Origin of the sequence: Acidovorax sp. (assembly GCF_046314175.1) — a bacterium.
Lineage (GTDB): Bacteria > Pseudomonadota > Gammaproteobacteria > Burkholderiales > Burkholderiaceae_C > Acidovorax.
Genome location: NZ_JBKBXG010000036.1, coordinates 26,983 through 49,784 on the forward strand (window position 1 = coordinate 26,983; position 22,802 = coordinate 49,784).

The window sequence follows — 22,802 nt, forward strand, 5'->3', positions numbered from 1 at the left end:
CCCCTCGAACCAGCCGGCCGAAGGGGCACAAGCGCTCAGAAGATTACTTCTTTGCGTAGTCTTCCATGGGCTTGTCGTTAGGCGTGGCCCAAGCAGCCTTGGTTGCGTCAGACATCGGCAGGCCGATCTTGGTGTTGGTAGGAGGCACTGGCTGCATGAACCACTTGTCGTACAGCTTGGCCAGCGAACCGTCGGCGATCTGGCGCTTGATGCTGTCGTCCACAGCCTTCTTGAAGGCTGGGTCATCCTTGCGCAGCATGCAGGCGATGGGCTCCACCGACAGCACTTCGCCCACGATCTTGTAGTCGGCAGGTGCCTTGGACTTGGAGATGTTGGCCGCCAGGATCGAGCCGTCCATCACGAAGGCATCGGCACGGCCGGTTTCCAGCATCAGGAAGCTGTCGGCGTGGTCCTTGCCGTAGACTTCCTTGAAGTCGATACCACCGGCGCGTTCGTTTTTGCGCAGGGTTTGCACCGAGGTCGTGCCCGTGGTGGTCGCCACAGTCTTGCCGTTCAGGTCCTTGATGGAAGTAATTGGCGAATTGGCCTTGACGACCATGCGAACTTCTTCCACATAGGTGGTCACCGCAAATGCCACATCCTTTTGGCGGGTGGCGTTGTTGGTGGTCGATCCGCACTCCAGATCAACGGTGCCGTTGGTCACCAGGGGGATGCGGTTTTGCGAGGTGACGGGCTGGTACTTCACGTCCAGCTTGGGCAGGCCCAGTTGCTTTTGGATGTCGGCCAGAACGATCTCACCCATTTCGGTGTGAAAGCCCACAAACTTGCCATTGCCCAGTGTGTAGGAAAGACCGGACGACTCGCGCACCCCCAGGGTCACGCTACCCGATGCCTTGATTTTGGCCAGGGTGTCAGTAGCTTGCGCAAAAGCGCTGCCTGCAGCCAGGGCGGTCACAGCAACCGCGAGCAAATGCTTCTTCATAGGTATCTCCTTGTGTGTAAACAAACGAAAAAAGAGGGGGGATATTCTAGAGATCCACCCATGCCGAACGGGCCGGCTGGCCGAACACTCCAAAAAAGGTGACCACGTAGCCAGATTGTTAGTCAGAACGGAACCTGGTCGGTAGGGTATTTCCAGAAGTCGCGCAACAGATAACTGACCGGAAGGTTCAGCACCGTGTTGTTCGGCGGGATGGGTTTGTTAAACCACTTGTCGTAAATGGGGTAGATGTCGCGGCTGGTGATGAGGCGACGCATCTCGTCGTCGATCAGCTTTTTGAAGTCGGGATCGTTCTTGGGCAACATGATCGCCAGCGGCTCAGTGGTCATAAAACGCCCCACCACCTTGAGCGCCTTGGGGTCCGCGCGCCCAGCGGCCAGGCCATACAGCAGCACATCGTCCATCACAAAGGCTTGTGCCTCGCCCTTCTCCACCATCTCGACCGCCCTGGCGTGGTCAGGAGCTTCAAGGATGGTGATGCCCATCAGGCGCTCGCGGTTGGCCTGTTCAGCGGCCTTGAGCGGCGTGGTGCCTTTGGTGGAGACCAGCTTTTTGCCGTTGAGGTCTTCGACGCGATCAATGGGGCTGGCCGATTTGACGAGCAGGCGCGCACCGGTGATGAAGTGGGGAATGGTGAAGGCAACCTTCTGGCGCCGCTCGGCGTTGTTGGTGGTGGAGCCACACTCAAGGTCTGCCTTGCCCTGCTCAATCATGGTGATGCGGTTGGCGGGGGTCACAGCCACAAACTCGACGGCCATGTCTTTCTTGCCCGTCTTCTTGCGCACCACATCTGCCAATTGCAGGCACAGGTCCACCGCATAGCCCACAGGCTTACCCGATGCGGAATCAATGTAAGAAAACGGCACCGACGACTCGCGGTGCGCAATCACCAATTTGCCGCCCGCACTGATGCGTTCCAGCACGCCTTGGGCCGATGCCGCGCAGGTGAAGCACAGAGCCACAAGGCCCCAGGCAAATCCCCAATGCTGAACTTTCATGCGGTCTCTCGGTAATTGAATGAATTAGATTCGCAAATTTCGTGCCACTGTGCAGTCCGCCCGGGCACACGCTGCGGCTTCGACCCGGCGATGGCGCAGACTGTACGTGTCGTTACCGTGAAATTCCAATGCCGTTTGAGCGCACAACTATGCAAACTGTTTATATCCGTATTTACCCTTAGCATGACCCTGCCTGCGTTTGCAGGTAGGTCCACAGCGCCTGGGCCGTGCCTTTGGGCGCTTCTTTGCCGGCTGGCTTTTCGCGGTAAGCGCGCACATCCATCGTCATCTGCAACGCATCAACATCCGAAGGCGCTGCGCTGACCAGGCGACGTGCCCGCAGTTCTTTCTTTACCGCACTGTGCGGCAAAAAGGCCACGCCGTGGCCTTCCAATGCCATGGCTTTGAGCCCTTCAGCCATGTCGGTTTCGTATACGCGCTCCAGGTGAATGGGCGTGCTGGCTTCCTTCAATATGAGTTCCGTCACCCGACCCAGATAAGCGCCTGGCGCGTAGCCCAGGTAAGGGAGCGGCTGGCCAGCGCGGCCAGGCAAACGATGCACAGGCTGACCGTCGGCGTCAGCCTTGCTGTAGGGCGAGAGCACTTCCTGCCCCAGGCTCACCATCTCGTAGCGGTCAGCATCCAGCTGAAACGGTTGCGATGGGTGGTGGTAAGCGATGAGCAGATCACAGCCGCCTTCGACGAGCCGCATCACCGCGTCATGCACGTTCAAGGCAATCAGGCGGCTTTTGAAGGGGCCGAATTTGTCGTGCAGGCTGGACACCCAGGCTGGGAAGAACGTGAACGCCAGCGTGTGCGGCACGGCAAATTCGATCATGTCCTTGCCCGCGCTGGTGTGCGCCCGCAGCATCGCCCGTGTGTTTTGCAGGGCCTGCAATACCTCCAGCGCCTGGTCGTACAGCGTTTTACCAGCGGGCGTCAGGCGGGTGGGATAAGAGCTTCGGTCCACCAGATCCGTGCCAGCCCAGGCCTCCAGGGCCTGAATGCGCCGTGAAAAGGCGGGCTGCGTGACGTGCCTCAGCTGGGCCGACCGGCTGAAGCTGCGCGTTTCCGCAAGACTGACGAAATCTTCAAGCCACTTGGTTTCCATCAGCGCATTATCCGTGCGGCCCGTGAAGTCCGCTCGACTGGGACCGCAGCCCCCACATGCCCCCGAACGCCAGGCAACACCTACGCACCAATGATGTGCATGCATACGAGCAGGCCGCATAATGCACGGCGCTGCGAACTACCTTATGGCAGCGCCGTCCCCTCCCCTGGTGCACAACATCGACGGGCAGAGCGACAACGCATCCGCTGCTGTGTTTGATCTCCTGACCGCTCGACGACTCCATGCCCTCCACCCCTCCCACCCGGCCCGCCGCCAACGCTGCGCCGTCGGTGCCACCGGCCCCCGCCGAACCCCGTGCACTGCGCCTTGAAGACTGGCTGACGGTGCTGGTGATGGCGGCCCTTGCGCTGATTACCTTCGTCAACGTGCTTGTGCGCTATTTCACCAACTCGTCGTTCGCCTGGACGGAAGAGATTTCGGTGTTCCTGATGATCGTGCTGGCCCTGGTGGGCGGCTCGGCCGCTGTGGCGCGTGACCGCCACATCCGCATCGAGTTCTTCAGCGAAAGCGGCTCGGCCCAACGCCGCCGCGTGTTGGCCCAACTGGGCGCGCTGATGGTGGCCCTGCTGTTTGTACTGATCACCGTGCTGAGCGCGCGCGTGGTGTGGGATGACATCCGCTATGGCGAAACCTCTCCCGGCATTGGCGTGCCGCAGTGGTGGTATTCCATCTGGCTGCCTGTGTTTTCCGCGCTGATCACCCTGCGTGCGGTGGGGCATTTGGTGCGCAGCCGCCGCAAAGTGTTTGTTGACAACGCCGCAGGCAACGAGCCCCCCACTCCATGACCGCCGCGCTGCTGTTTACCGCCTTTGTGGCGCTGATGCTGGCGGGGGTGCCCATTGGCGCCGCGCTGGGCCTAGCGGGGGCCGCGGCCATCGCCGTGGCCAATGCCGATTCGCAGTGGTTTGGCCTGCTGGCCGTGCCGCAGAACTTCTTTGCCGGACTGGGCAAGTACCCGCTGCTGGCCATTCCGATGTTTGTGCTGGTGGGCTCGATCTTTGACCGCTCGGGCGTGGCACTGCGACTGGTGAACCTGGCCGTGTCCATCGTGGGCCGTGGCCCGGGCATGCTGCCGCTGGTGGTGGTGGCGGTGGCCATGTTCCTGGGGGGCATTTCGGGCTCGGGCCCCGCCACGGCGGCTGCCGTGGGCGGGGTGATGATTGTGGCCATGTCGCGCGCGGGCTACCCGGCACCGTTCTCGGCGGCTGTGGTGGGCGCAGCGGCGTCCATCGACATCCTCATCCCGCCCTCCGTGGCGTTCATCGTGTATTCGGTGCTGGTGCCCGGTGCCTCGGTGCCCGCGCTGTTTGCGGCCGGGATGATCCCGGGCATTCTTGCGGGCCTGGCGCTCATCGTGCCCGCCGTGTGGTTGTCGCGCCGCCATGGCATGGGCACCCACGAAGCCCACCTGCCCCGCCCTGCATTCTGGAAAAGCCTGCGCGAAGCGTCCTGGGGCCTGGCGGCGCCGGTGCTCATACTGGGTGGTATGCGCGCTGGCTGGTTCACGCCCACCGAGGCGGCAGTGGTGGCTGTGTTCTACGGCCTGTTCGTGGGCATGGTGGTGCACCGCACCATCAGCGTGCGTGACCTGTTCCCCATCCTGCGCGAATCGGGCGAGTTGTCGGCCGTCATCCTGCTGGTGGTGGCGCTGGCGGGCATCTTCGCGTTCTCGCTGTCCACGCTGGGGGTCATCGACCCCATCACCCGCGCGATCGTCGGCTCGGGCCTCGGCGAATATGGCGTGCTGGCTCTGCTGATCTTGCTGCTCATCATCACCGGCATGTTCCTTGATGGCATCTCGATCTTCCTGATCTTTGTGCCGCTGATGGCGCCCATCATGCTGCACTATCAGTGGGACCCCGTCTGGTTCGGCGTGCTGCTGACGCTGAACGTGGCGCTAGGCCAGTTCACACCGCCTATGGCCGTGAACCTGATGGTATCGAGCCGCATCGCAGGCGTGCGCATCGAGCAGACCTCGCGCTGGGTGGGCTGGTTTCTGGTGGCCATGTGTTTGGTCATGCTGGCCGTGGTCATCTGGCCGCAATTGGCACTGTGGCTGCCACAGCGCCTGGGCTACTGAGCTTTCTCACTTTCTACTTTTTTTCACACAACAACTGGAGACAAACCATGAAACTGCGTACCTTCCTCACCTCTGCCGTGGCCGCTGCTGCCGCCCTCGCCTTCACCGCACCCGCCGCGATTGCGCAAACTGCGTACAAGAGCGAATACCGCATGTCATTGGTGCTGGGCACTGCGTTCCCCTGGGGCAAGGGCGGCGAGCTGTGGGCCAACAAGGTGCGCGAGCGCACCAATGGCCGCATCAACATCAAGCTGTACCCCGGCGTCTCGCTGATCCAGGGTGACCAGACGCGCGAATTCAGCGCACTGCGCCAGGGCGTGATCGACATGGCCGTGGGCTCCACCATCAACTGGTCGCCCCAGGTCAAGCAACTCAACCTGTTCTCGCTGCCGTTCCTGTTCCCCGACTACGCGGCGGTGGATGCGGTGACGCAGGGCGACGTGGGCAAGAGCATTTTTGCCACGCTGGACAAAGCCGGCGTAGTGCCACTGGCCTGGGGTGAAAACGGCTACCGCGAAATCTCCAACTCCAAGAAGGCGATCAAGTCGCCTGAAGACCTCAAGGGGCTCAAGATTCGCGTGGTGGGCTCGCCCCTGTTCTTGGATACCTTCACCGCGCTGGGCGCCAACCCCACGCAGATGAGCTGGGCCGATGCACAGCCCGCGTTCGCCAGCGGTGCCGTGGACGGCCAGGAAAACCCCTTGTCCATCTTCACCGCCGCCAAGCTGCACAGCGTGGCGCAAAAGCACATCACCCTGTGGGGCTACGTGAACGACCCGCTGATCTTTGTCGTGAACAAGGACATCTGGGCATCGTGGACTCCCGCTGACCGCGAGATCGTCAAGCAGGCCGCCATCGACGCAGGCAAGGAAGAAATCGCCATCGCGCGCAAGGGCGTGATCGAAGCCGACCGCCCCCTGCTCAAGGACATCACGGGCCTGGGCGTGACGGTGACCGAACTGAGCGCCAACGAGCGCGCCGCGTTTGTAAAGGCCACCCGCCCTGTGTACGAAAAGTGGAAGGGCCAGATCGGTGCAGACCTGGTGGTGGCGGCTGAAAAGGCGATTGCGGCACGCAAATAGCGAGCAACGAGCCCAGCCTGCCTTCGATGGATTCAAGGATCCGCGAAGTGTGGGCTATCATCCGAAGAAACATATTGTCACATTCGGAGTAATACCATGGCGGTAAGACCTTGGGCAGGCGCCTTGTTGCTTGCCACCGCAGTAAACGCACACGCCGTTTACACGATCAACATTGTGGAAACCGGCGGAAACGTGGTCGCGACCGGTAGCGGAAGCTTGAATACAACCGGTCTAATTTTGTCGGCCAATGCTTCGAATTGCGGAGAAGGGCGCATCTCCGCCGACTTTCTTTGCACCGGCCCCGGGCCTGTTGGGTTGGCTAGTGGCGTAGCGCTAACGCCCGCGCTGAGCGGATTTACCAGCGGGCCTGCCACCGTTGCAAATATCTCGACAGGGTCACCCGTTTACTTACTCGACAGCTTTCTGTACCTGCCAGCAGGATACGTTTCCGGCTCGCCACTGGCCAATTCATCCACGTTCAATGGCAGAACTTTTGCCAGCCTGGGCGTGACCCCCGGCACGCGAACACTGAACCTGCCCAACGACACCATCGTGATCAATGTCGGCGCTGTCGCAACCGCCGCACCCACCCCCGTCCCTACCTTGGGCGAGTATGGTGTGATGGCTCTGGGGTCGTTGGTCGCAATGGCCGGGCTTTGGGCAACTCGTCGGCGGCGCTTGTAATGGCCCCAAGCCTTGGCGCTTGAACCTTGCAACGGCACCGCAGGGTGCCGTTTTCGCGTCTAAGGTTGCGGCGCAGTGGGGGCATGAGGTACAGGGTGCTTGACTGCGTTCTTCACCAGTTTGTTCTCTACCGCCTGGGCCAGATCCACCCCCGCGTGGTCGGCCAGCTGCAGCAGGTACAGCAGCACATCAGCCACCTCATCGGCAATGGGCTCCTTCAGCGCCGGGTTGTCGCGCACGGCCAGCGACTGCTCGGGCGTCATCCACTGGAAGATCTCGGCCAACTCGGCGGCCTCCACCACCAGGGCCATCGACAGATTCTTGGGCGTGTGAAACGGCTGCCAATGCCGCTCTGCCGCAAACGCACGCAACCGCGCCTGCAGGTCCTCTACATCCAGCCGCATTGCAATTACTCCTGATTTAATAGCAAATAGTGCTTATCCAATAAGCGCTATAGGCCATTTTCATTCAAATTTCAAACCGGAGAGACTGGCACCTCGCCCGCGAAGTGCCGGCGTGCGTTTTCCACAAACCGGTCCACCGACGCCTGCACCGCTTCCGGCGACCAGCCGGCCACGTGCGGGGTGAGCACCACGCTGTCCAGATCCAGCAGCTCGGCGGGGGGCGCGGGCTCGCTCTCGTACACGTCCAGGCCCGCACCCGCCACACGTCCGTCTTTCAGCGCCTGCGCCAGCGCCTGGGTGTCGATCACGCTGCCCCGCGCGATGTTGACCACCACGCCGCGCGGGCCCAGCGCGTTCAGCACGGCTGCATTGACAAGGTGCTGGGTACCTGCGCCGCCCGGTGTGGCGACCACCAGAAAATCCGTCCACTCGGCCAGCGCTGTCACGTCTGCGAAGTAGCGGTACGGCACGTCAGCGCGGGCGCTGCGGTTGTGGTACCCCACCTCCACCTCAAAGCCCAGCGCGCGCTGCGCGATCTTTTTGCCGATGGTGCCCAGGCCGATGATGCCTAGCCGCTTGTGCGACACGTTGGGCGGCAGCGGCAAGGCGGTGCGCCAGACGCCGCCGCGCGTGAGTTGGTCGAGCTTGGGGATGCCGCGCACGGCGGCTATCAGCAGCCCCCAGGCGTGGTCGGCCACGCAGTCGTCATTGGTGCCCGCACCGTTGGCCACCACAATGCCACGCGCCTTGGCGTGTGCCACCGCTATGTTCTCGTAGCCTGCGCCGAGCGCGCAGATGAGCGACAGCTGGGGCAGCGCGTCAATCTGCGCGGCGCTCAAGCCCGTGGAGCCAATGGTCAGCACCGCGGTGATGCGCGGGCCGTGCATGGCGATGGCCGCTGTGGCCTGGGCGGTGTCGGGTGCGTAGATCAGATCGAACGACTGCGACAGCTGGGCGCAGTGTTCGTCGGAGAGGAACATGAGGGCGAGCAGGACAGGTTTCATGGCAAATGTTGAATCAGGGAAATATCAATGTGCTCGTTGGTGTGCGGTCAGCCTCGAAAACCGGCGCGGCGCCATCGCGAGGACGGCCAGCAAGGGCCGCCCCGCAGCAAAGGCCGTCGTCCCCCTCAGGGGGAAGGCGCCGCAGGCGACTCAGGGGGAGCCTCCTGTTGTAGCGCCCACATACTGGCGTACCGGCCGCGCTGCGCCAGTAGTTGCGCATGCGTACCGCGCTCGATGATGCGGCCTGCATCCATCACCAGGATCTCGTGCGCGTCCACCACGGTGGACAGGCGGTGCGCAATCACCAGCGTGGTCTTGTTCTGCGCTACGGTTTGCAGCTCGGCCTGGATGGCGCGTTCGTTGGCCGAATCCAGCGCCGACGTGGCCTCGTCAAAAATCAGGATGGGCGGGTTTTTGAGTAGGGTGCGCGCAATCGCCACGCGCTGCTTTTCGCCGCCCGAGAGCTTGAGCCCACGCTCGCCCACCATGGTGCCGTAGCCCTTGGGGGTGCTGGCGATGAAGTCGTGAATACGCGCGGACTGGGCTGCAGCCTCCACCTCGGCCTGGCTGGCGCCGGGGCGGCCGTAGGCAATGTTGTAAGCCACGGTGTCGTTGAAGAGCACGGTGTCTTGCGGCACGATGCCGATGGCCTGGCGCACGCTGGCTTGCGTCACGCTGCGAATCTCTTGCCCTGCGATGGTGATGCGGCCCTGCTGGATGTCATAAAAGCGAAACAGCAGCCGCGCCAGCGTGGACTTGCCCGAGCCCGAGGGACCGACCACGGCCACGGTCTTGCCTGCCGGAATCTCGAAGCTGATGCCCTGCAGGATGGGCCGGCCCGTGCTCAGGTCGTTGCCCTTGCGGGTTTCGTACGAAAAATGCACGTCCTCAAAACGCACCGTGGGGCGGTCAAGACCCGTGAGCGGAACCGCGCCGGGGGCGTCGGCCACCTCGCGCTCCTTGTCCATCAGCGTGAACATCTTGTCCAGATCCGTCAGGCTTTGTTTGATCTCGCGGTAGATCACACCCAGGAAGTTGAGCGGGATGTACAGCTGGATCATGAACGCGTTGACCATGACCAGGTCACCCAGCGTCATGCGGCCATCAACCACCCCCTGCGTGGCCCGCCACAGCATGGCCACCAGGCCGATGGCGATGATGAGCTGCTGGCCGGTGTTGAGCACTGACAGCGTGGTCTGGCTCTTGAGGCGCGCGCGCCGTAGGCGCTCCAGGCTTTCGTCATACCGCGCGGCCTCAAAGCCCTCGTTGTTGAAGTATTTGACTGTTTCGTAGTTCAGCAGCGAATCCACCGCCTTGGTGTGCGCGGCCGAATCAAACTCGTTGGCTTCGCGGCGAAACTGGGTGCGCCACTCGGTCACCAGCACCGTGAAGGTGATGTAGACCGCCAATGCCGCCAGCGTGATCCAGGCAAACCACGCGTCAAACTTGACGGCCAGCACCGACAGCACCAGCACCACCTCGACCAGGGTGGCCACCACGTTGAACAGCGTGAACGAGATGAGGGACTCGATGCCGCGCACGCCACGCTCGATGTCGCGCGTCATGCCGCCGGTCTGCCGCTCCAGGTGAAAGCGCAGGCTTAAAGCGTGCAGGTGCTGAAAGGTCTGCAGCGCAATCGAGCGCGCAGCACCCTGTGTGGCCTTGGCAAACACCAGTTCGCGCAGCTCGGTGAACAGCGAGGTGGACAGCCGCAGGGCGCCGTAGGCCAGCAGCAGGCCCACCGGCACCACCAGCAGCGCGGCCGGGTCGCCCGGCTTGAAGTTCATCGCGTCCACCAGCGTTTTGAGCAGCAGGGGCACGCTGACATTGGCCAGCTTGGCGCCCACCATGAACACGATGGCGGCAATCACGCGCCACTTGTATTGCCACAGGTAGGGCAGCAGCCGGTTCAGGGTGGCCCAGTCCGACGTAACGGGCGCAGGCGTGGTGGTGCCAGAGGGTGGAGGGGCGGTTTCGCCGTGGTGGCGCATGGGGGACAATTCCAGGTGTTTTTGTTATTACCGACCCGGCTGATGCCAAAGTGGTTTGCTGCAGGCCAGGCGCCTCGCGAAACCGTGGTTCCCCAAGATTGGCTCAGCCCCAACCGAGATTGTGCCCATGTCTGCCGTTTTCAGCCCGCCTCCCGCCGCATTACCCACCGACAAGGAGCTGGTGCTCAAAGTGATCCCCATGCCCGCAGACACCAATGGCAATGGCGATATTTTTGGCGGCTGGGTGATGGCGCAGGTCGACCTGGCGGGCTCTGTGCTGCCCGCACGCTACATCCAGGGGCGCATGGCCACGGTAGCGGTCAACGAGTTCATCTTCAAGCAACCGGTGCGCGTGGGCGACATCCTGTCGTTCTTCTCGTCCATCACGCGGGTGGGCAACACCTCGGTCACGGTGCAGGTGGAGGTGTATGCCGAACGTTTTACCGACCAGGGCCGGTATGTGAAGGTGACCGAGGCCCGGCTGACGTATGTGGCCATTGACGACCAGGGCAGACCCCGGCCTGTACCCAAGCCGGCTGCCGCAGCCTGAGCTGAGCTGGGCAACTACTGTCCCGCAGCGCCACAAGCGCCGCGGGTTTGGGGCTCAGGCGGCGAGTACTGCAGGCTCTGGACGCGACAGCGGTGGCGTGCTGCGCTGCATGCCAGTGGGTGACGAAACTGACGGAGACGGCGAGAAGCCTGCTTCGATCTCGCCCGCCAGTTGCCCACCCTCTTCCACGACCAGCTTGCCGTAACGGATCTTGCCGTTGACCTTGCCGGTGCTGTAAATGACGAGCTTCTGGCGCACGGTCAAAGTGCCGTTGAACTCGCCATGGATCTCGGCGATGTCGATCTCGGCCGAGCCTTTGAACGCGCCGCGTTCCGAGATGTGGATCACGCGCGAATCCATCGTGGCTTCAACAGTGCCTTCCACCACCAGGGTGTCGCAATCGGTGATCTCCACACCCTTGAGCTTGATGTTGGGGCCGACGGTAAGTTTGCTGCCCGAGGAATCGCTGGCAGAAGCTGAGGGCACCGCAGGGCTGGTGGCGACTGCAGTGGCTGCCTGAGCAGCCGCAGCTGCATTGCTGGCCGACGTGCTGTTGAGCCCCGTGGATGAAGTGGCGCTGTGGCGGGGCTGGAAAGGTTCGGGTTCACGTTTGCCAAAGAAGGGATTTTGCACGGCCATCAGATCTCCTTGAAAAGAGAGTCATCGTAGGGTTGGGCGGCAGCGAAAGATGCCTTCGTTACGCAAGAACGGTAACCAAACAGTTCTCTCGTAGCATGCGCTTGCAAGGCTTGCAGCGTCACACATTCGCAAGCATGTGCAAGCCCCTTCTGACCGGCGCGTGCACGGCTCGGCGCCTGCTACGACACGATGTAGGCGGCGGCTCCGGCGGACATCAGCTCGCCTTCTGGCCCCAGAAACTCCATGCGCGTGGTCGCCACGCGCGAGCCCAGGCGCAGCACATGCGCGCGCAGCTCGAAATGGCTGCCGATACCGGGCCGAAGGTAGTCGATGCGCAAGTCGATGGTGCCCAGCTTTGCAAAACGGTGCAGCCGCTGCTCGGGCGCCTCGTCCATGTGTTTGGCACCGATGGCCGCCATCACCGCCAGGCCGCCCATCGCGTCCAGCCCTGCGCTGATCACGCCGCCATGCACACGGTTATAGGCATAGTGGCCCACCAGTTCGGGCTTCATGTCGATCCGACCGGTCACCCCGTCGGGCCGCAGGTCGATCACCTTCAACCCGAGCACCTGGTTGAACACGATCTTCTCCTCGAATATCGACTTGAGCCCGGCGATGAATGCGGGCTCGAACTCGTGCGGCGTCGGCGTGGCGGACTTGATCATGTGTTTCCTGTGGGTCGGGGCCGGACGGCGCATGCAAACTGCGCCAACCCGCTTACTCCTGATTTTGTAGCTGCTAGCGCTTTATGGACAAGCGCTAGCAGCCATTTTTACTCAAAAGTAACCATTGCAACGCAGAAACCGGGCCAGACGTCGATGTGCGCCGCGCCCGCTGGGCGCCGCAGTGTCACCCTGGCGACAGGCGTTTCAGACCCTGGTATGGGCCTGCACGGGTGCGCCCCGCGCGGCCCACCTGCCATATCGGACACAACCCTTATTGCGCCCCGCACTGCAGTGGGTCAATATGCGCAGCCTCCTGGACCGCACTCCATCAGGGTTAGCCCCGAGTGCGGTGTGTACCCGGCGCAGGCACCATCATTTATGCAAAGCACCTGCTTTGTAAAAATAATCTGGAGAGCCAGTGTGCAATTTGTGCAACTGTTGATCAGCGGTATCTCTCAGGGGTGCATCTATGGGCTGATCGCGCTCGGCTTCGTGCTCATCTACAAGGCCACCGAAACCGTGAGCTTTGCCCAGGGCGAGCTAATGATGCTGGGCGCGTTCCTGGGCCTTGCGCTGATGACGGTGCTGGGCTTTCCCTTCTGGGTGGCGGTGCTGGCCAGCATCATCGCCATGGGGCTGTTCGGCACGGTGCTGGAGCGCGCGGTGATCCGCCCCATCCTGGGCCAGCCGGCTTTTTCCATCGTCATGCTCACCATCGGCATCGGCTACATGCTGCGCGGGCTGGTGACGATGATTCCCAACATCGGCACCGACACCCACACATTGCCCGTGCCCTACAAGGACATGTCACTGCGCCTGGGCACTCTGGTGCTCAGCGCCGAGCAGCTGGTGGTGATCGGGGCCACCGGCGTGCTGTGCGTGCTGCTGTTTGCCATGTTCCGCTACAGCAAGCTCGGGGTGGCCATGCAGGCCTCGTCGCAGAACCAGCTGGCCGCCTATTACATGGGCATCCCCGTGCAGCGCCTGAATGGGCTGGCCTGGGGGCTGGCCGCTGCTGTGGCTGCCGTGGCCGGGCTGCTGTTGGCGCCCATCACCTTTGTGCACGCCAACATGGGGCTCATCGGGCTCAAGGCCTTCCCGGCCGCCGTGGTGGGCGGCTTTGGCAGCCTGCCCGGAGCCATCGTGGGCGGGCTGGTCATCGGCATTGTCGAATCGCTCTCGGGCTTTTACTTACCCGACGGGTTCAAGGACACGGCGGCGTACATCGTGGTGCTCATCATGCTGATGGTCAAACCCAACGGGTTGTTCGGCGAAAAGCTGCGCAAGAAGGTGTGACCCCATGAGATTCATCTTCAAGACCAGCTACGAACAAGACCTGCGCCTGGCCAAACATGGCGGGCATGTGTTCTGGTACAGCCTGCTGTGCCTGGCCCTGGTCGCCGCCCCCTGGGTGGCGCCAGAGTACTGGCTGGCGCAGCTCACTTTTGTGCTCATCTACGGCATCGTGGGCCTGGGGTTGATGCTGCTGGCCGGGTTTACCGGGCAGTTCTCGCTGGGGCACGCGGCGTTTCTGGGTGTTGGGGCGTACACGCAGGCGGTGCTGACCGGCATGGGCTGGCCGTTTGCGCTGTCGCTGGCCTGTGCAGCGGGGCTGTCGGCGGCAGTGGGTGTGGTGGTGGGCTTACCCGCGCTGCGGGTCAAGGGCATCTACCTGGGCATGGCGACGCTGTCGTTCGGTTTCATCGTCGAAGAGGTGTTTGCCCGGTGGGAGTCGGTCACCGGCGGCAACTCCGGCAAGCACTTGGTGCCGCCCGAAATCTTTGGCTTCAAGTTCGAATCCACCGAGTCGTTCTACTTTCTGTGCCTCGTGATTGCCGTGGTCAGCACGCTGGGCATCCTGAACCTGCTGCGCTCACCCACGGGCCGGGCGTTTGTGGCCATCCGTGATTCAGAGATTTCGGCGCAGAGCATGGGCATTCACCTGGCGCGCTACAAGACGCTGTCGTTCTCGCTCTCTGCCGCGCTGGCGGGCGTGGGCGGCGCGCTGTATGCGCACAAGCTGCAGTTCATCTCGCCCGACCAGTTCAACATCCTGCAGTCCATCGACCTGCTTCTGATGATCGTGATCGGCGGGCTGGGGTCGGTGCACGGCGCGTTCCTGGGGGCCATCTTCCTCATCACCATGCCGCAGATGATTTCACTGGGCAAGGACTGGCTGCCCGCCGCCATCGGCCAGGCGCCCGGGCTGCAGGCCGTGGTGTACGGCGCCGTGCTCATCATCTTCGTGTTGTTCGAGCCCATGGGCCTGTACGGACGCTGGCTCAAGGTACGCACCTGGCTGCAGATGTTTCCGTTCTACCGCCAGGGTATGTTCAAGCGGCAGAAGTCATTCCAGAAGTCCGATAGGTTGAAATGAGACACCCCCCTGAGTCGCTTCGCGCCTTCCCCCCGCTCTCGCTTCGCTGCGCTGCGCGGGCAAGGGGACAACGCCCTCGCTGCGGGGCGGCCCTTGCTCGGCGTTCCTGGTATGGGCCGCGCCAGTCTCAATCCACGTGCAGCACTGCGAGCGCCATGGAGGGGGCGGTATGACGACCGACGTGCTTCTGAGCGCCCAAAACCTCAGCGTCCGCTTTGGCGGCGTGCTGGCGGTCAACAACGTGAGCTTTGACGTGCGCCGTGGCGAGGTCTTCACCCTCATCGGCCCCAACGGTGCGGGCAAGACGACGGTGTTCAACCTCATCAGCCGCATCTACACGCCCACCGCTGGCACCATTGCCTACGCAGGCCCGGGCGGTGCCCTGCTGCCGCTGACGGACCAGCCGCCACACAAGGTGGCCGGGCTGGGCATTGCACGCACGTTCCAGAACATCGAACTCTTTGAGCACGCCAGCGTGCTGCACAACCTGCTGATCGGCCGCCACACGGAACGCGAGACGGGCTTGTGGGCCGACATGTTCTTTACCCCCAAGGTGCGCAACGCCGAGGTGCGAGCCCGCGAGAAGGCCGAGCAGATCATCGACTTTCTGGACCTGCAGCACTACCGCGACACGCTGGTGGCCGGGCTGCCTTACGGCGTGCGCAAGGTGGTGGAGCTGGCCCGCGCGCTGTGCACCGAGCCGCAGCTGCTGCTGCTCGACGAGCCCTCGTCGGGCCTGAACGTGGAGGAGACCGAAGACATGGCCTTCTGGATTCAGGACATCCAGCACGAGCTGGGCATCACTGTATTGATGGTGGAGCACGACATGTCGCTGGTCTCCAAGGTGTCTGACCGCGTGCTGGCCATGAACCAGGGCGAGGTGGTGGCCATGGGAACGCCGCGCGAGGTGCAGGCGCACCCCGGCGTGATCGAGGCCTACCTGGGCACGGTGGACGATGTGAGCAACCTGCGCCGCCCTGCGGGCTCCAGCATGGGGATTCGGACATGAGCGCCGCGCCGGGCCGCCCCAAGCAAGCTCGCACCGTAGTGCGCAGCACGGAGGTTTCCGAATGAGCGCCGTGCTTGCCGCCGTCAATACTCCCGCCGCAGCAACGGCTGACCAGCCCCTGCTGCGCCTGCAGAACGTGGAGAGCGCCTACGGCCCCATCAAGGCGATCCGCGGCGTAAGCCTGCAAGTGCGGCGCGGCGAGATCGCCGCCGTGCTGGGCAGCAACGGCGCAGGCAAGACGACGATCCTCAAGACCATCAGCGGCATCATCGACCCGCGCAAGGGCTCCATCGAGTTCGAAGGCACAGACATCACCGCCAACGACCCAGCCGCCATCGTGCGCCGGGGCCTCATGCACGTGCCCGAGGGGCGCGAGGTGTTCCCTCTGCTGTCGGTGCGCGACAACCTGCTGATGGGCGCCTACACCCGCAGTGACAGCGACGCGGTGGCGCGCGACATCGAAACCGTGTTCGGCTATTTCCCCATCCTGAAGGAGCGCACCGCGCAGGACGCAGGGTTACTCTCGGGCGGGCAGCAGCAGATGCTGGCGATATCACGTGCGCTGATGGCCAACCCGCAACTTATCCTGCTCGACGAGCCCAGCCTGGGCCTGAGCCCCAAGCTGACCAAGGAGATCTTCGAGATCGTGGTGCGTATCAACCGCGAGCGCGGCACCACCATCTTGCTGGTGGAGCAAAACGCCAACATGGCACTCAACGCATCGGACTACGGCTACGTGTTGGAAAACGGCCGCATCGTGATGGAAGACAGCTGCGAGCGCCTGCGCGAGAAGGACGACATCAAGGAGTTCTACCTGGGCATGAAGGATGTCGGCGTGCGTGGCGAGCGACGCTGGAAAAAGAAGAAAACTTGGAGATGAGGACGGCATGAGCAATCTCTGGGACCTTTCTCACATCCAGCCCGCAGGCACCGACGTGCTCGCGGGCGACACCATCCCCGCCATGTTCTGGAACGCCGTGGCCGAGCGCGGGCCGCGCGTGTGGATGCGGCAGAAAGAGCTAGGCATCTGGAAGAGCTGGACCTGGGACCAGACCGGTGAGGCCGTGCGTGAGATCGCGGGCGGCCTCATGTCGCTGGGTTTTGCGCCAGGCGAGTGCACGTCCATCCTGTCGAACACCAACATCGAATGGGTGCTGGCCGACCTGGCGGTGCTCAGCTGTGGCGGCGTGTCTAACGGCATCTACCCCACCGATGCTGCGGCGCAGGTGCACTACCTGAGCGAGGACTCCGCCACCCGCGTGTTGTTTGTGGAAGACGACGAGCAGCTCGACAAGGCGCTGGAGGTGCGGGATGGATTGCCCCTGTTGCGCAAGATTGTGGTGTTCGACATGGAGGGCCTGCGCGGCCTGGACGACCCCGATGTGCTCAGCCTCTCTGCCCTGCGCGAGCTGGGCCGGGCCTTCAACCAGCAGCACCCCGACGAGATCCAGCGCCGCGTGCAGGCCTGCCAGCCCGACGACGTAGCCATCCTCGTCTACACCTCGGGCACCACGGGCAAGCCCAAGGGCGCCATGCACACGCACGCTGCGCTCACTTACACCGTACGCGGCTACAACACACTCATCTCTCGCAGCGAGGCGGACGAGACCATGTGTTTTCTTCCGCTGTGCCACATTGCCGAGCGCATGGGCGGCGAGTACTTTTCGCTGTACACCGGGGCCAAGCTGAATTTTGTGGAGAACCCCGACACGGTACCCGAAAACGTGCGCGAGATTGCGCCCACCGTGTTCACCGCCGTGCCGCGTGTATGGGAAAAGTTCTACTCGGGCGTGATGATTGCGCTGAAGGAATCCACGCGTATGCAGCAGGTGGCGTATGCCTGGTCCATCGGCGTTGGCACACGCATTGCCGACAAGGTGCTGGCGGGCCAGCCGGTGGGCGGCGGCCTCAAGGTGCAGTTCCAGATCGCACGGTGGCTCGCGCTGAACAATGTGCGCAAGCTCATCGGCATCCACCGCGCGCGTTTTCTCGTCACCGGCGCTGCGCCCATCTCGCCCGATCTGGTGAAGTGGTACCTGGCTCTGGGCTTGCCCATGCTGGAGGTGTGGGGCATGACGGAGACCTGCGGCGCCGCCACCGGTGTGCCCGCTAACCGCATGCGGCCGGGCTCCATTGGCCCCGCAGCCAGCTACAACGAGGTGCGCATCGATCCTGCCACTGGCGAGATCCAGGTGCGCGGCCCCAATGTTTTCAAGGGCTATCTCAACCTGCCCGAAAAGACGGCCGAAACCATCGACCCCGACGGCTGGCTGCACACGGGCGATGTGGGCCTGATCGACGCCGACGGCTACCTGCGCATTACCGACCGCATGAAGGACATCATCATCACTGCGGGCGGAAAAAACATCACGCCCAGCGAGCTGGAGAACGAACTCAAGTTCAGCCCCTACATCACCGATGCGGTGGTGATTGGCGACAAGCTGCCGTATCTGACGGTGATCATCATGATCGACCAGGAGAACGTGGAGAAGTACGCGCAGGACAACGACGTGCCGTTCTCCAACTACGCCAGCCTGACCCGCACGCGCGAGGTGCAGGAGCTGATCCAGGCCGAGATCGACCGCGTGAACGCCAAGTTTGCGCGGGTGGAGCAGATCAAAAAATTCTTCCTGCTGGACACACAGCTCACGGCGGAAGATGAGGAGCTGACGCCCACCATGAAGCTCAAGCGCAAGCTGGTGCAGCAGAAGTACGCGCCGCAGATAGAAGCGATGTACCGGTAGGGACCGGCCTTCGACAGGCTTAGGCTGAACGGACTCTGAGCGCGTTGAGGTTTGCCCCCCACCGTTCGGGCTGAGCCTGTCGAAGCCAGGGCACACCGCTAGCCAAAGCGCAGTTCGAGATAGGGAAAGTGCTGGTGCCCCACCCTGGGCATCGTTCTATAACGAGCAACCGAGTTCGATCCAACCGAAGGAGACGTGCCATGAAACTTCATCACATTGCCGCGCTGGCCACCGTGGCCATGGCTGCGGGCGCTGTACAGGCGCAGCCCAGCCAGGGCGTGAGCAAAGACACCATCACGCTGGGGTCCATCCAGGATTTGTCGGGGCCGCTGGCGGGGTTTGGCAAACAGGTGCGGCTGGGCATGATGCTGCGCGTGGACGAGGCCAACGAGCAAGGTGGCATCAACGGCCGCAAGCTCGACCTGAAGGTGGAAGACTCGGGCTACGACCCCAAGAAAGCCGTGCTGGCCGCGCAAAAGCTGGTGAACCAGGACAAGATCTTCATGATGATCGCGCACATCGGCACGGCGCAGAACCTGGCCGCCATGCCCGTGCAGTTCAGCAAGAACGTGATCAACTTCTTCCCCGTGACCGCAGCGCGTGAAATGTATGAGCCCTTCCACAAGCTCAAGTATTCGTTTGCTGCCACCTACTACGACCAGATCCGCCTGGCAGCACCCAAGCTCATCAAGGAAAAGGGTGCCAAGAAGGTCTGCACCATTTACCAGGACGATGAGTTTGGCCTGGAGGTGATGCGTGGCGGCGAGGCCGCCCTCAAGTCCATCGGCATGGAGTTCACCGAGAAGACTTCATACAAGCGCGGCGCCACCGACTTCTCTTCGCAGGTCGCCAAGATGAAGTCCTCGGAGTGCGACTTTGTGATTCTGGGCACCATCATCCGCGAGACCATTGGCACCATTGGCGAGTCGCGCAAGACAGGCTTCAACCCCACGTTCCTGGGCTCCAGCGCGGCGTACACCGACCTGATCCACAAGCTGGGCGGCAAGCCCATGGATGGCCTGTACGCCACCATGACGGTACAGCACCCCTATCTGGACGAGGCCAGCCAGCCTATCCGCTTCTGGGCCAACAAGTACAAGACCAAGTTCAACGAAGACCCTACGGTGTTCTCGGTGTACGGCTATAGCGCGGTAGACGCCTTCATCAGAGCCGCCCAGAAGGCCGGCCCCAGCCTCAGCACCGACAGCTTTATCAAGGCCATGGACACCATGGTGATACCGCCCGACATGTTCGGCAGCGCGGAGGCCACCTACGGCCCGCAAAAGCGCCTGGGCAGCGACCTCTCGCGCCTGTCGCAGATCACCGATGGCAAATGGAAAGTGGTGTCTGACTACGTGAAGTAGCCCACCGCAATGTCTCTCAGCAGGCCGCCTTTGGGCGGCCTTGCTGTTTCAAAGGGTGCGTTTTCAGACCGTCGGTGGCAGAATTTAACCAAGCAGTAACTTTGCATAAATAGACTGAACCGAACACCATGATCGAACGCACCCTCTTCCAGCCCGACCACCAGGCCTTTGCCGACAGCTTTCGCCGCTTCATCGACAAGGAAGTGGTGCCCTTCCACGACCAGTGGGAAGACCAGGGCTACGTGGCCCGCGAAGTGTGGAACCAGGCGGGCGCCCACGGCTTCCTGTGCATGAGCCTGCCCGAGGAATACGGCGGCGCCGGGGCCGACAAGCTCTATTCGGTGGCGCAGATGGAAGAGCTGGCACGCGCTGGCACCACTGGCATCGGCTTTGGGCTGCACAGCGAGATAGTGGCGCCGTACATCCTGCATTACGGCACCGAAGCGCAAAAGCGCCGCTACCTGCCGCAGATGGCCACCGGCGCCGTGGTGGGAGCCATCGCCATGAGCGAGCCTGCGGCGGGCAGCGACCTGCAGGGCATCAAGACCACCGCCATCAAGAGTGCGGACGGGTCGCACTATGTGCTGAACGGCAGCAAGACCTTCATCACCAACGGCTGGCATGCCGACCTGGTGATCGTGGTCGCCAAGACCGACCCCGCCGCTGGCGCCAAGGGCACCAGCCTGTTGCTGGTGGAGCGCGGCATGCCCGGTTTTGAAAAAGGCCAGCGCCTCAAGAAGATGGGCATGAAGGCACAAGACACCTCCGAGCTGTTCTTCACCGACGTGAAGGTGCCCGTGGACAACCTGCTGGGCGGCCCGGCCATGGAAGGGCGCGGGTTCATCTGCCTGATGGAGCAGTTGCCGTGGGAGCGGCTGCAGATCGCCATTACCGCCGTGGCCGCAGCGCAGGCCGCCATCGACTGGACGGTGGACTATGTCAAGCAGCGCAAGGTGTTCGGGCAGAGCGTGGCGTCATTTCAGAACACCCGCCACACCCTGGCCGAGCTGCAGACCCAGGTGCAGGTGGCCCGCGTGTTTGTGGACAAATGCTGCGAGCTGATCGTGCGCGAGCAGCTAGACACCGAAACCGCCAGCATGGCCAAGTACTGGACGACCGACCTGCAGTGCAGAGTCATGGACGAATGCGTGCAGCTGTTTGGCGGCTATGGCTACATGTGGGAATACCCCATCACCCGCGCCTACGCCGATGCGCGCGTGCAACGCATCTACGGCGGCACGAACGAGATCATGAAAGAAGTGATTGCGCGCGCCATGGGCCTGGGCAAATAGCGCCATGAACGGTGCCATGACCCACGCGATGAATGTCGCCGTGACCAACGCCACGGACTACGCCACGACGGGCGCCGAACGCAGTTACAGATACCAGGCGGCGCGGGCTTCCTCGGGGCTGAGCGGCGCGCCGGGGCGGCGGTCCGTGACATTCAACCAGGAGCGCACACCCTGGCTGCCGCTCAGGGCACGCATCAGCAGCAAACCCGCGCCAATGCCGCGTATGGCTGCGGAGCTGCGGCTGGGCGCCATGAAGGCCGCCACCGCCAGCGCGCTGGAAGCGGCGAGAACCACATGGTGCTCCAGCGCAAACCCTTCGCGCGTGTCGTCGTATTCGATAGCGCTGCGCGCGATGCGCTGCAATGCAGGGGATGTATTTCGTTCCATAGCCAGAAATGTAGATAGCAACCGCCGAAAGATAGTGCAAAAACCACTGCACCCGCGTCAGAAAGCACCTTGTAGCGGCGTGGGCCAGCCCAGCTGCTTCACCACGGTACCTACTTGAAGTTTAAAGAAACCACCGGAGACCATTCATGACCGAAGCCTATGTATTCGATGCGCTGCGCACCCCGCGTGGCAAGGGCAAGAAGGACGGCACCCTGCACGAGGTCAAGCCCATCGACCTGCTCGCGGGCCTGCTCACTGAGCTACAGGCACGCCACCGCTTCGACACGGCGGCAGTGGACGACGTGGTCATGGGCATCGTCTCGCCCGTGGGCGAGCAGGGTTCGGTTTTACCGAAGGTGGCCGCACTCAAGGCCGGTTGGGACTTTCGCTGCGCGGGCGTGCAGGTCAACCGCTTCTGCGCATCGGGCCTGGAGGCCGTGAACCTGGCCGCGCAAAAGGTGCGCAGCGGCTGGGAAGACCTGGTGGTGGCCGGTGGCGTGGAAAGCATGAGCCGCGTGCCCATCGGCTCCGACGGCGGCGCCTGGGCGCAAGACCCCGCCACCAACTCCGCCACGCTGTTCGTGCCCCAGGGCATCGGCGCCGACCTGATCGCCACGCTGGACGGCTACACCCGCGCCGATGTGGACGCCTTCGCGCTCGAATCGCAGCGCCGCGCCACCGCCGCGCGCGCGGCGGGCTACTTCAAAAATTCGGTCGTGCCCGTGCGCGACTTCATCGGACAGACCATCCTGGCCGAGGACGAATTCATCAAGCCCCAAACCACGCTGGAAGGCCTGGGCGCGCTCAAGGCCTCGTTTGAGCAACTGGGCGGCATGGGCTTTGACGCCGTGGCGCTGCAGCGCTACCCGCAGGTAGAGCGCATCCACCACGTGCACCACGCGGGCAACTCGTCCGGCATTGTGGACGGCGCTGCCGCAGTGCTCATCGGCAACGAGGCCGCGGCCAAGGCCCACAGCCTCACGCCCCGCGCACGCATCGTGGCCACGGCGCTCAGCGGGGCCGACCCCACCATCATGCTCACCGGCCCCGTGCCCGCCGCCAAGAAAGCGCTGGCCCGTGCGGGAATGACCATCGACCAGATCGACCTGTTCGAAGTGAACGAGGCCTTTGCCGCCGTCCCCATGCGCTTCATGGGCGAGCTAGGTGTGCCGCACGACAAGGTCAACGTGAACGGCGGCGCCATCGCCATGGGCCACCCGCTGGGCGCCACGGGCGCCATGATCCTCGGCACCCTGATTGACGAGCTGCACCGCCGGGGGCAGCGCTATGGTCTGGCCACGCTGTGCGTGGGCGGCGGCATGGGTATCGCCACCATCGTTGAACGCGTATGAGGAACAACCCCCTGAGCGGCTGCGCCGCTTCCCCCTTCTCTCATCGCTGCGCGATGGGAAGGGGGACGACGCCACTGGCCTGGCAAA

22 protein-coding genes are annotated in these 22,802 nt (G+C 63.2%); 13 read left to right on the forward strand and 9 right to left on the reverse strand.

What is annotated here, in order from left to right; genetic code table 11:
• Nucleotides 1-43 precede the first annotated feature (43 nt).
• The 3 genes from ACK4OE_RS12195 to ACK4OE_RS12205 form a co-directional block, all read right to left on the reverse strand.
• Nucleotides 44-943 carry an amino acid ABC transporter substrate-binding protein gene (locus ACK4OE_RS12195; protein WP_409885077.1) on the reverse strand — a complete coding sequence of 300 codons (900 nt, stop codon included), beginning with the start codon at nucleotides 941-943 and terminating at the stop codon, nucleotides 44-46.
• A gap of 122 nt (nucleotides 944-1,065) precedes the next feature.
• Nucleotides 1,066-1,959, reverse strand: coding sequence for an amino acid ABC transporter substrate-binding protein (locus ACK4OE_RS12200; protein ID WP_409885078.1), 894 nt, complete (start codon nucleotides 1,957-1,959; stop codon nucleotides 1,066-1,068).
• A gap of 178 nt (nucleotides 1,960-2,137) precedes the next feature.
• The gene (locus ACK4OE_RS12205; RefSeq protein ID WP_409885079.1) at nucleotides 2,138-3,070 is read right to left on the reverse strand and encodes a LysR family transcriptional regulator; all 933 of its coding nucleotides are present in this window, start codon (nucleotides 3,068-3,070) and stop codon (nucleotides 2,138-2,140) included.
• A 242-nt stretch (nucleotides 3,071-3,312) separates the two neighbouring features.
• On the opposite strand from ACK4OE_RS12205, the gene ACK4OE_RS12210 reads away from it, so the two are divergent.
• The 4 genes from ACK4OE_RS12210 (at nucleotide 3,313) to ACK4OE_RS12225 (ending at nucleotide 6,937) form a co-directional block, all read left to right on the forward strand.
• Nucleotides 3,313-3,876, forward strand: coding sequence for a TRAP transporter small permease (locus tag ACK4OE_RS12210; protein ID WP_409885080.1), 564 nt, complete (start codon nucleotides 3,313-3,315; stop codon nucleotides 3,874-3,876).
• Nucleotides 3,873-5,171 (forward strand): TRAP transporter large permease, encoded by a 1,299-nt coding sequence (locus ACK4OE_RS12215; protein WP_409885081.1) that lies wholly within the window; start codon nucleotides 3,873-3,875, stop codon nucleotides 5,169-5,171. Before ACK4OE_RS12210 ends, ACK4OE_RS12215 begins: the two co-directional genes overlap by 4 nt.
• Nucleotides 5,172-5,218: 47 nt before the next feature.
• Entirely contained in the window at nucleotides 5,219-6,253 is a 1,035-nt protein-coding gene (locus ACK4OE_RS12220; protein ID WP_409885082.1) for a DctP family TRAP transporter solute-binding subunit, read from the forward strand.
• 96 nt (nucleotides 6,254-6,349) lie between these two features.
• Complete coding sequence (locus tag ACK4OE_RS12225; RefSeq protein WP_409885083.1) at nucleotides 6,350-6,937, forward strand: IPTL-CTERM sorting domain-containing protein; 588 nt, start codon at nucleotides 6,350-6,352, stop codon at nucleotides 6,935-6,937.
• A 59-nt stretch (nucleotides 6,938-6,996) separates the two neighbouring features.
• On the opposite strand, the gene ACK4OE_RS12230 is transcribed toward ACK4OE_RS12225, so the two are convergent.
• From ACK4OE_RS12230 to ACK4OE_RS12240, 3 genes are all read right to left on the reverse strand, one after another.
• On the reverse strand, nucleotides 6,997-7,341 hold the full coding sequence (locus ACK4OE_RS12230; protein ID WP_409885084.1) for a nucleotide pyrophosphohydrolase: 345 nt from the start codon (nucleotides 7,339-7,341) through the stop codon (nucleotides 6,997-6,999).
• A 71-nt stretch (nucleotides 7,342-7,412) separates the two neighbouring features.
• Nucleotides 7,413-8,345 (reverse strand): 2-hydroxyacid dehydrogenase, encoded by a 933-nt coding sequence (locus ACK4OE_RS12235; protein ID WP_409885085.1) that lies wholly within the window; start codon nucleotides 8,343-8,345, stop codon nucleotides 7,413-7,415.
• A 125-nt stretch (nucleotides 8,346-8,470) separates the two neighbouring features.
• Nucleotides 8,471-10,336 carry an ABCB family ABC transporter ATP-binding protein/permease gene (locus tag ACK4OE_RS12240; RefSeq protein WP_409885086.1) on the reverse strand — a complete coding sequence of 622 codons (1,866 nt, stop codon included), beginning with the start codon at nucleotides 10,334-10,336 and terminating at the stop codon, nucleotides 8,471-8,473.
• Nucleotides 10,337-10,463: 127 nt separating this feature from the next.
• Between ACK4OE_RS12240 and ACK4OE_RS12245 the strand changes: the two genes are divergently transcribed.
• Nucleotides 10,464-10,886: an acyl-CoA thioesterase gene (locus ACK4OE_RS12245; RefSeq protein ID WP_409885087.1), complete on the forward strand. Its 423-nt coding sequence runs from the start codon at nucleotides 10,464-10,466 to the stop codon at nucleotides 10,884-10,886.
• Between the two features lie 54 nt (nucleotides 10,887-10,940).
• Here ACK4OE_RS12245 and ACK4OE_RS12250 read toward each other — a convergent pair whose 3' ends face one another.
• Together ACK4OE_RS12250 and ACK4OE_RS12255 are read right to left on the reverse strand one after the other, a co-directional pair.
• Nucleotides 10,941-11,525, reverse strand: a complete 585-nt coding sequence (locus ACK4OE_RS12250; protein ID WP_409885088.1) for a polymer-forming cytoskeletal protein — start codon at nucleotides 11,523-11,525, stop codon at nucleotides 10,941-10,943.
• Nucleotides 11,526-11,704: 179 nt separating this feature from the next.
• The gene (locus ACK4OE_RS12255; protein WP_409885089.1) at nucleotides 11,705-12,190 is read right to left on the reverse strand and encodes a thioesterase family protein; all 486 of its coding nucleotides are present in this window, start codon (nucleotides 12,188-12,190) and stop codon (nucleotides 11,705-11,707) included.
• A 420-nt stretch (nucleotides 12,191-12,610) separates the two neighbouring features.
• Between ACK4OE_RS12255 and ACK4OE_RS12260 the strand changes: the two genes are divergently transcribed.
• The 7 genes from ACK4OE_RS12260 to ACK4OE_RS12290 all read left to right on the forward strand — a co-directional run bounded on the left by ACK4OE_RS12260 (nucleotide 12,611) and on the right by ACK4OE_RS12290 (nucleotide 20,976).
• Entirely contained in the window at nucleotides 12,611-13,486 is an 876-nt protein-coding gene (locus ACK4OE_RS12260; protein ID WP_409885090.1) for a branched-chain amino acid ABC transporter permease, read from the forward strand.
• A 4-nt stretch (nucleotides 13,487-13,490) separates the two neighbouring features.
• On the forward strand, nucleotides 13,491-14,567 hold the full coding sequence (locus ACK4OE_RS12265; protein ID WP_409885091.1) for a branched-chain amino acid ABC transporter permease: 1,077 nt from the start codon (nucleotides 13,491-13,493) through the stop codon (nucleotides 14,565-14,567).
• 169 nt (nucleotides 14,568-14,736) lie between these two features.
• Entirely contained in the window at nucleotides 14,737-15,576 is an 840-nt protein-coding gene (locus tag ACK4OE_RS12270; RefSeq protein WP_409885092.1) for an ABC transporter ATP-binding protein, read from the forward strand.
• Between the two features lie 61 nt (nucleotides 15,577-15,637).
• A complete protein-coding gene (locus tag ACK4OE_RS12275) occupies nucleotides 15,638-16,456 on the forward strand; it encodes an ABC transporter ATP-binding protein (protein WP_409885093.1) in 819 nt (272 codons plus the stop codon).
• 7 nt (nucleotides 16,457-16,463) lie between these two features.
• Nucleotides 16,464-18,320, forward strand: coding sequence for an AMP-dependent synthetase/ligase (locus ACK4OE_RS12280; RefSeq protein WP_409885094.1), 1,857 nt, complete (start codon nucleotides 16,464-16,466; stop codon nucleotides 18,318-18,320).
• Between the two features lie 200 nt (nucleotides 18,321-18,520).
• On the forward strand, nucleotides 18,521-19,684 hold the full coding sequence (locus tag ACK4OE_RS12285; protein ID WP_409885095.1) for an ABC transporter substrate-binding protein: 1,164 nt from the start codon (nucleotides 18,521-18,523) through the stop codon (nucleotides 19,682-19,684).
• A gap of 128 nt (nucleotides 19,685-19,812) precedes the next feature.
• On the forward strand, nucleotides 19,813-20,976 hold the full coding sequence (locus tag ACK4OE_RS12290) for an acyl-CoA dehydrogenase family protein (RefSeq protein ID WP_409885096.1): 1,164 nt from the start codon (nucleotides 19,813-19,815) through the stop codon (nucleotides 20,974-20,976).
• 84 nt (nucleotides 20,977-21,060) lie between these two features.
• Here ACK4OE_RS12290 and ACK4OE_RS12295 read toward each other — a convergent pair whose 3' ends face one another.
• Nucleotides 21,061-21,363, reverse strand: coding sequence for a hypothetical protein (locus ACK4OE_RS12295; RefSeq protein WP_225581100.1), 303 nt, complete (start codon nucleotides 21,361-21,363; stop codon nucleotides 21,061-21,063).
• A 146-nt stretch (nucleotides 21,364-21,509) separates the two neighbouring features.
• On the opposite strand from ACK4OE_RS12295, the gene ACK4OE_RS12300 reads away from it, so the two are divergent.
• Entirely contained in the window at nucleotides 21,510-22,715 is a 1,206-nt protein-coding gene (locus tag ACK4OE_RS12300; RefSeq protein ID WP_409885097.1) for an acetyl-CoA C-acetyltransferase, read from the forward strand.
• The last annotated feature ends 87 nt before the right edge of the window (nucleotides 22,716-22,802 follow it).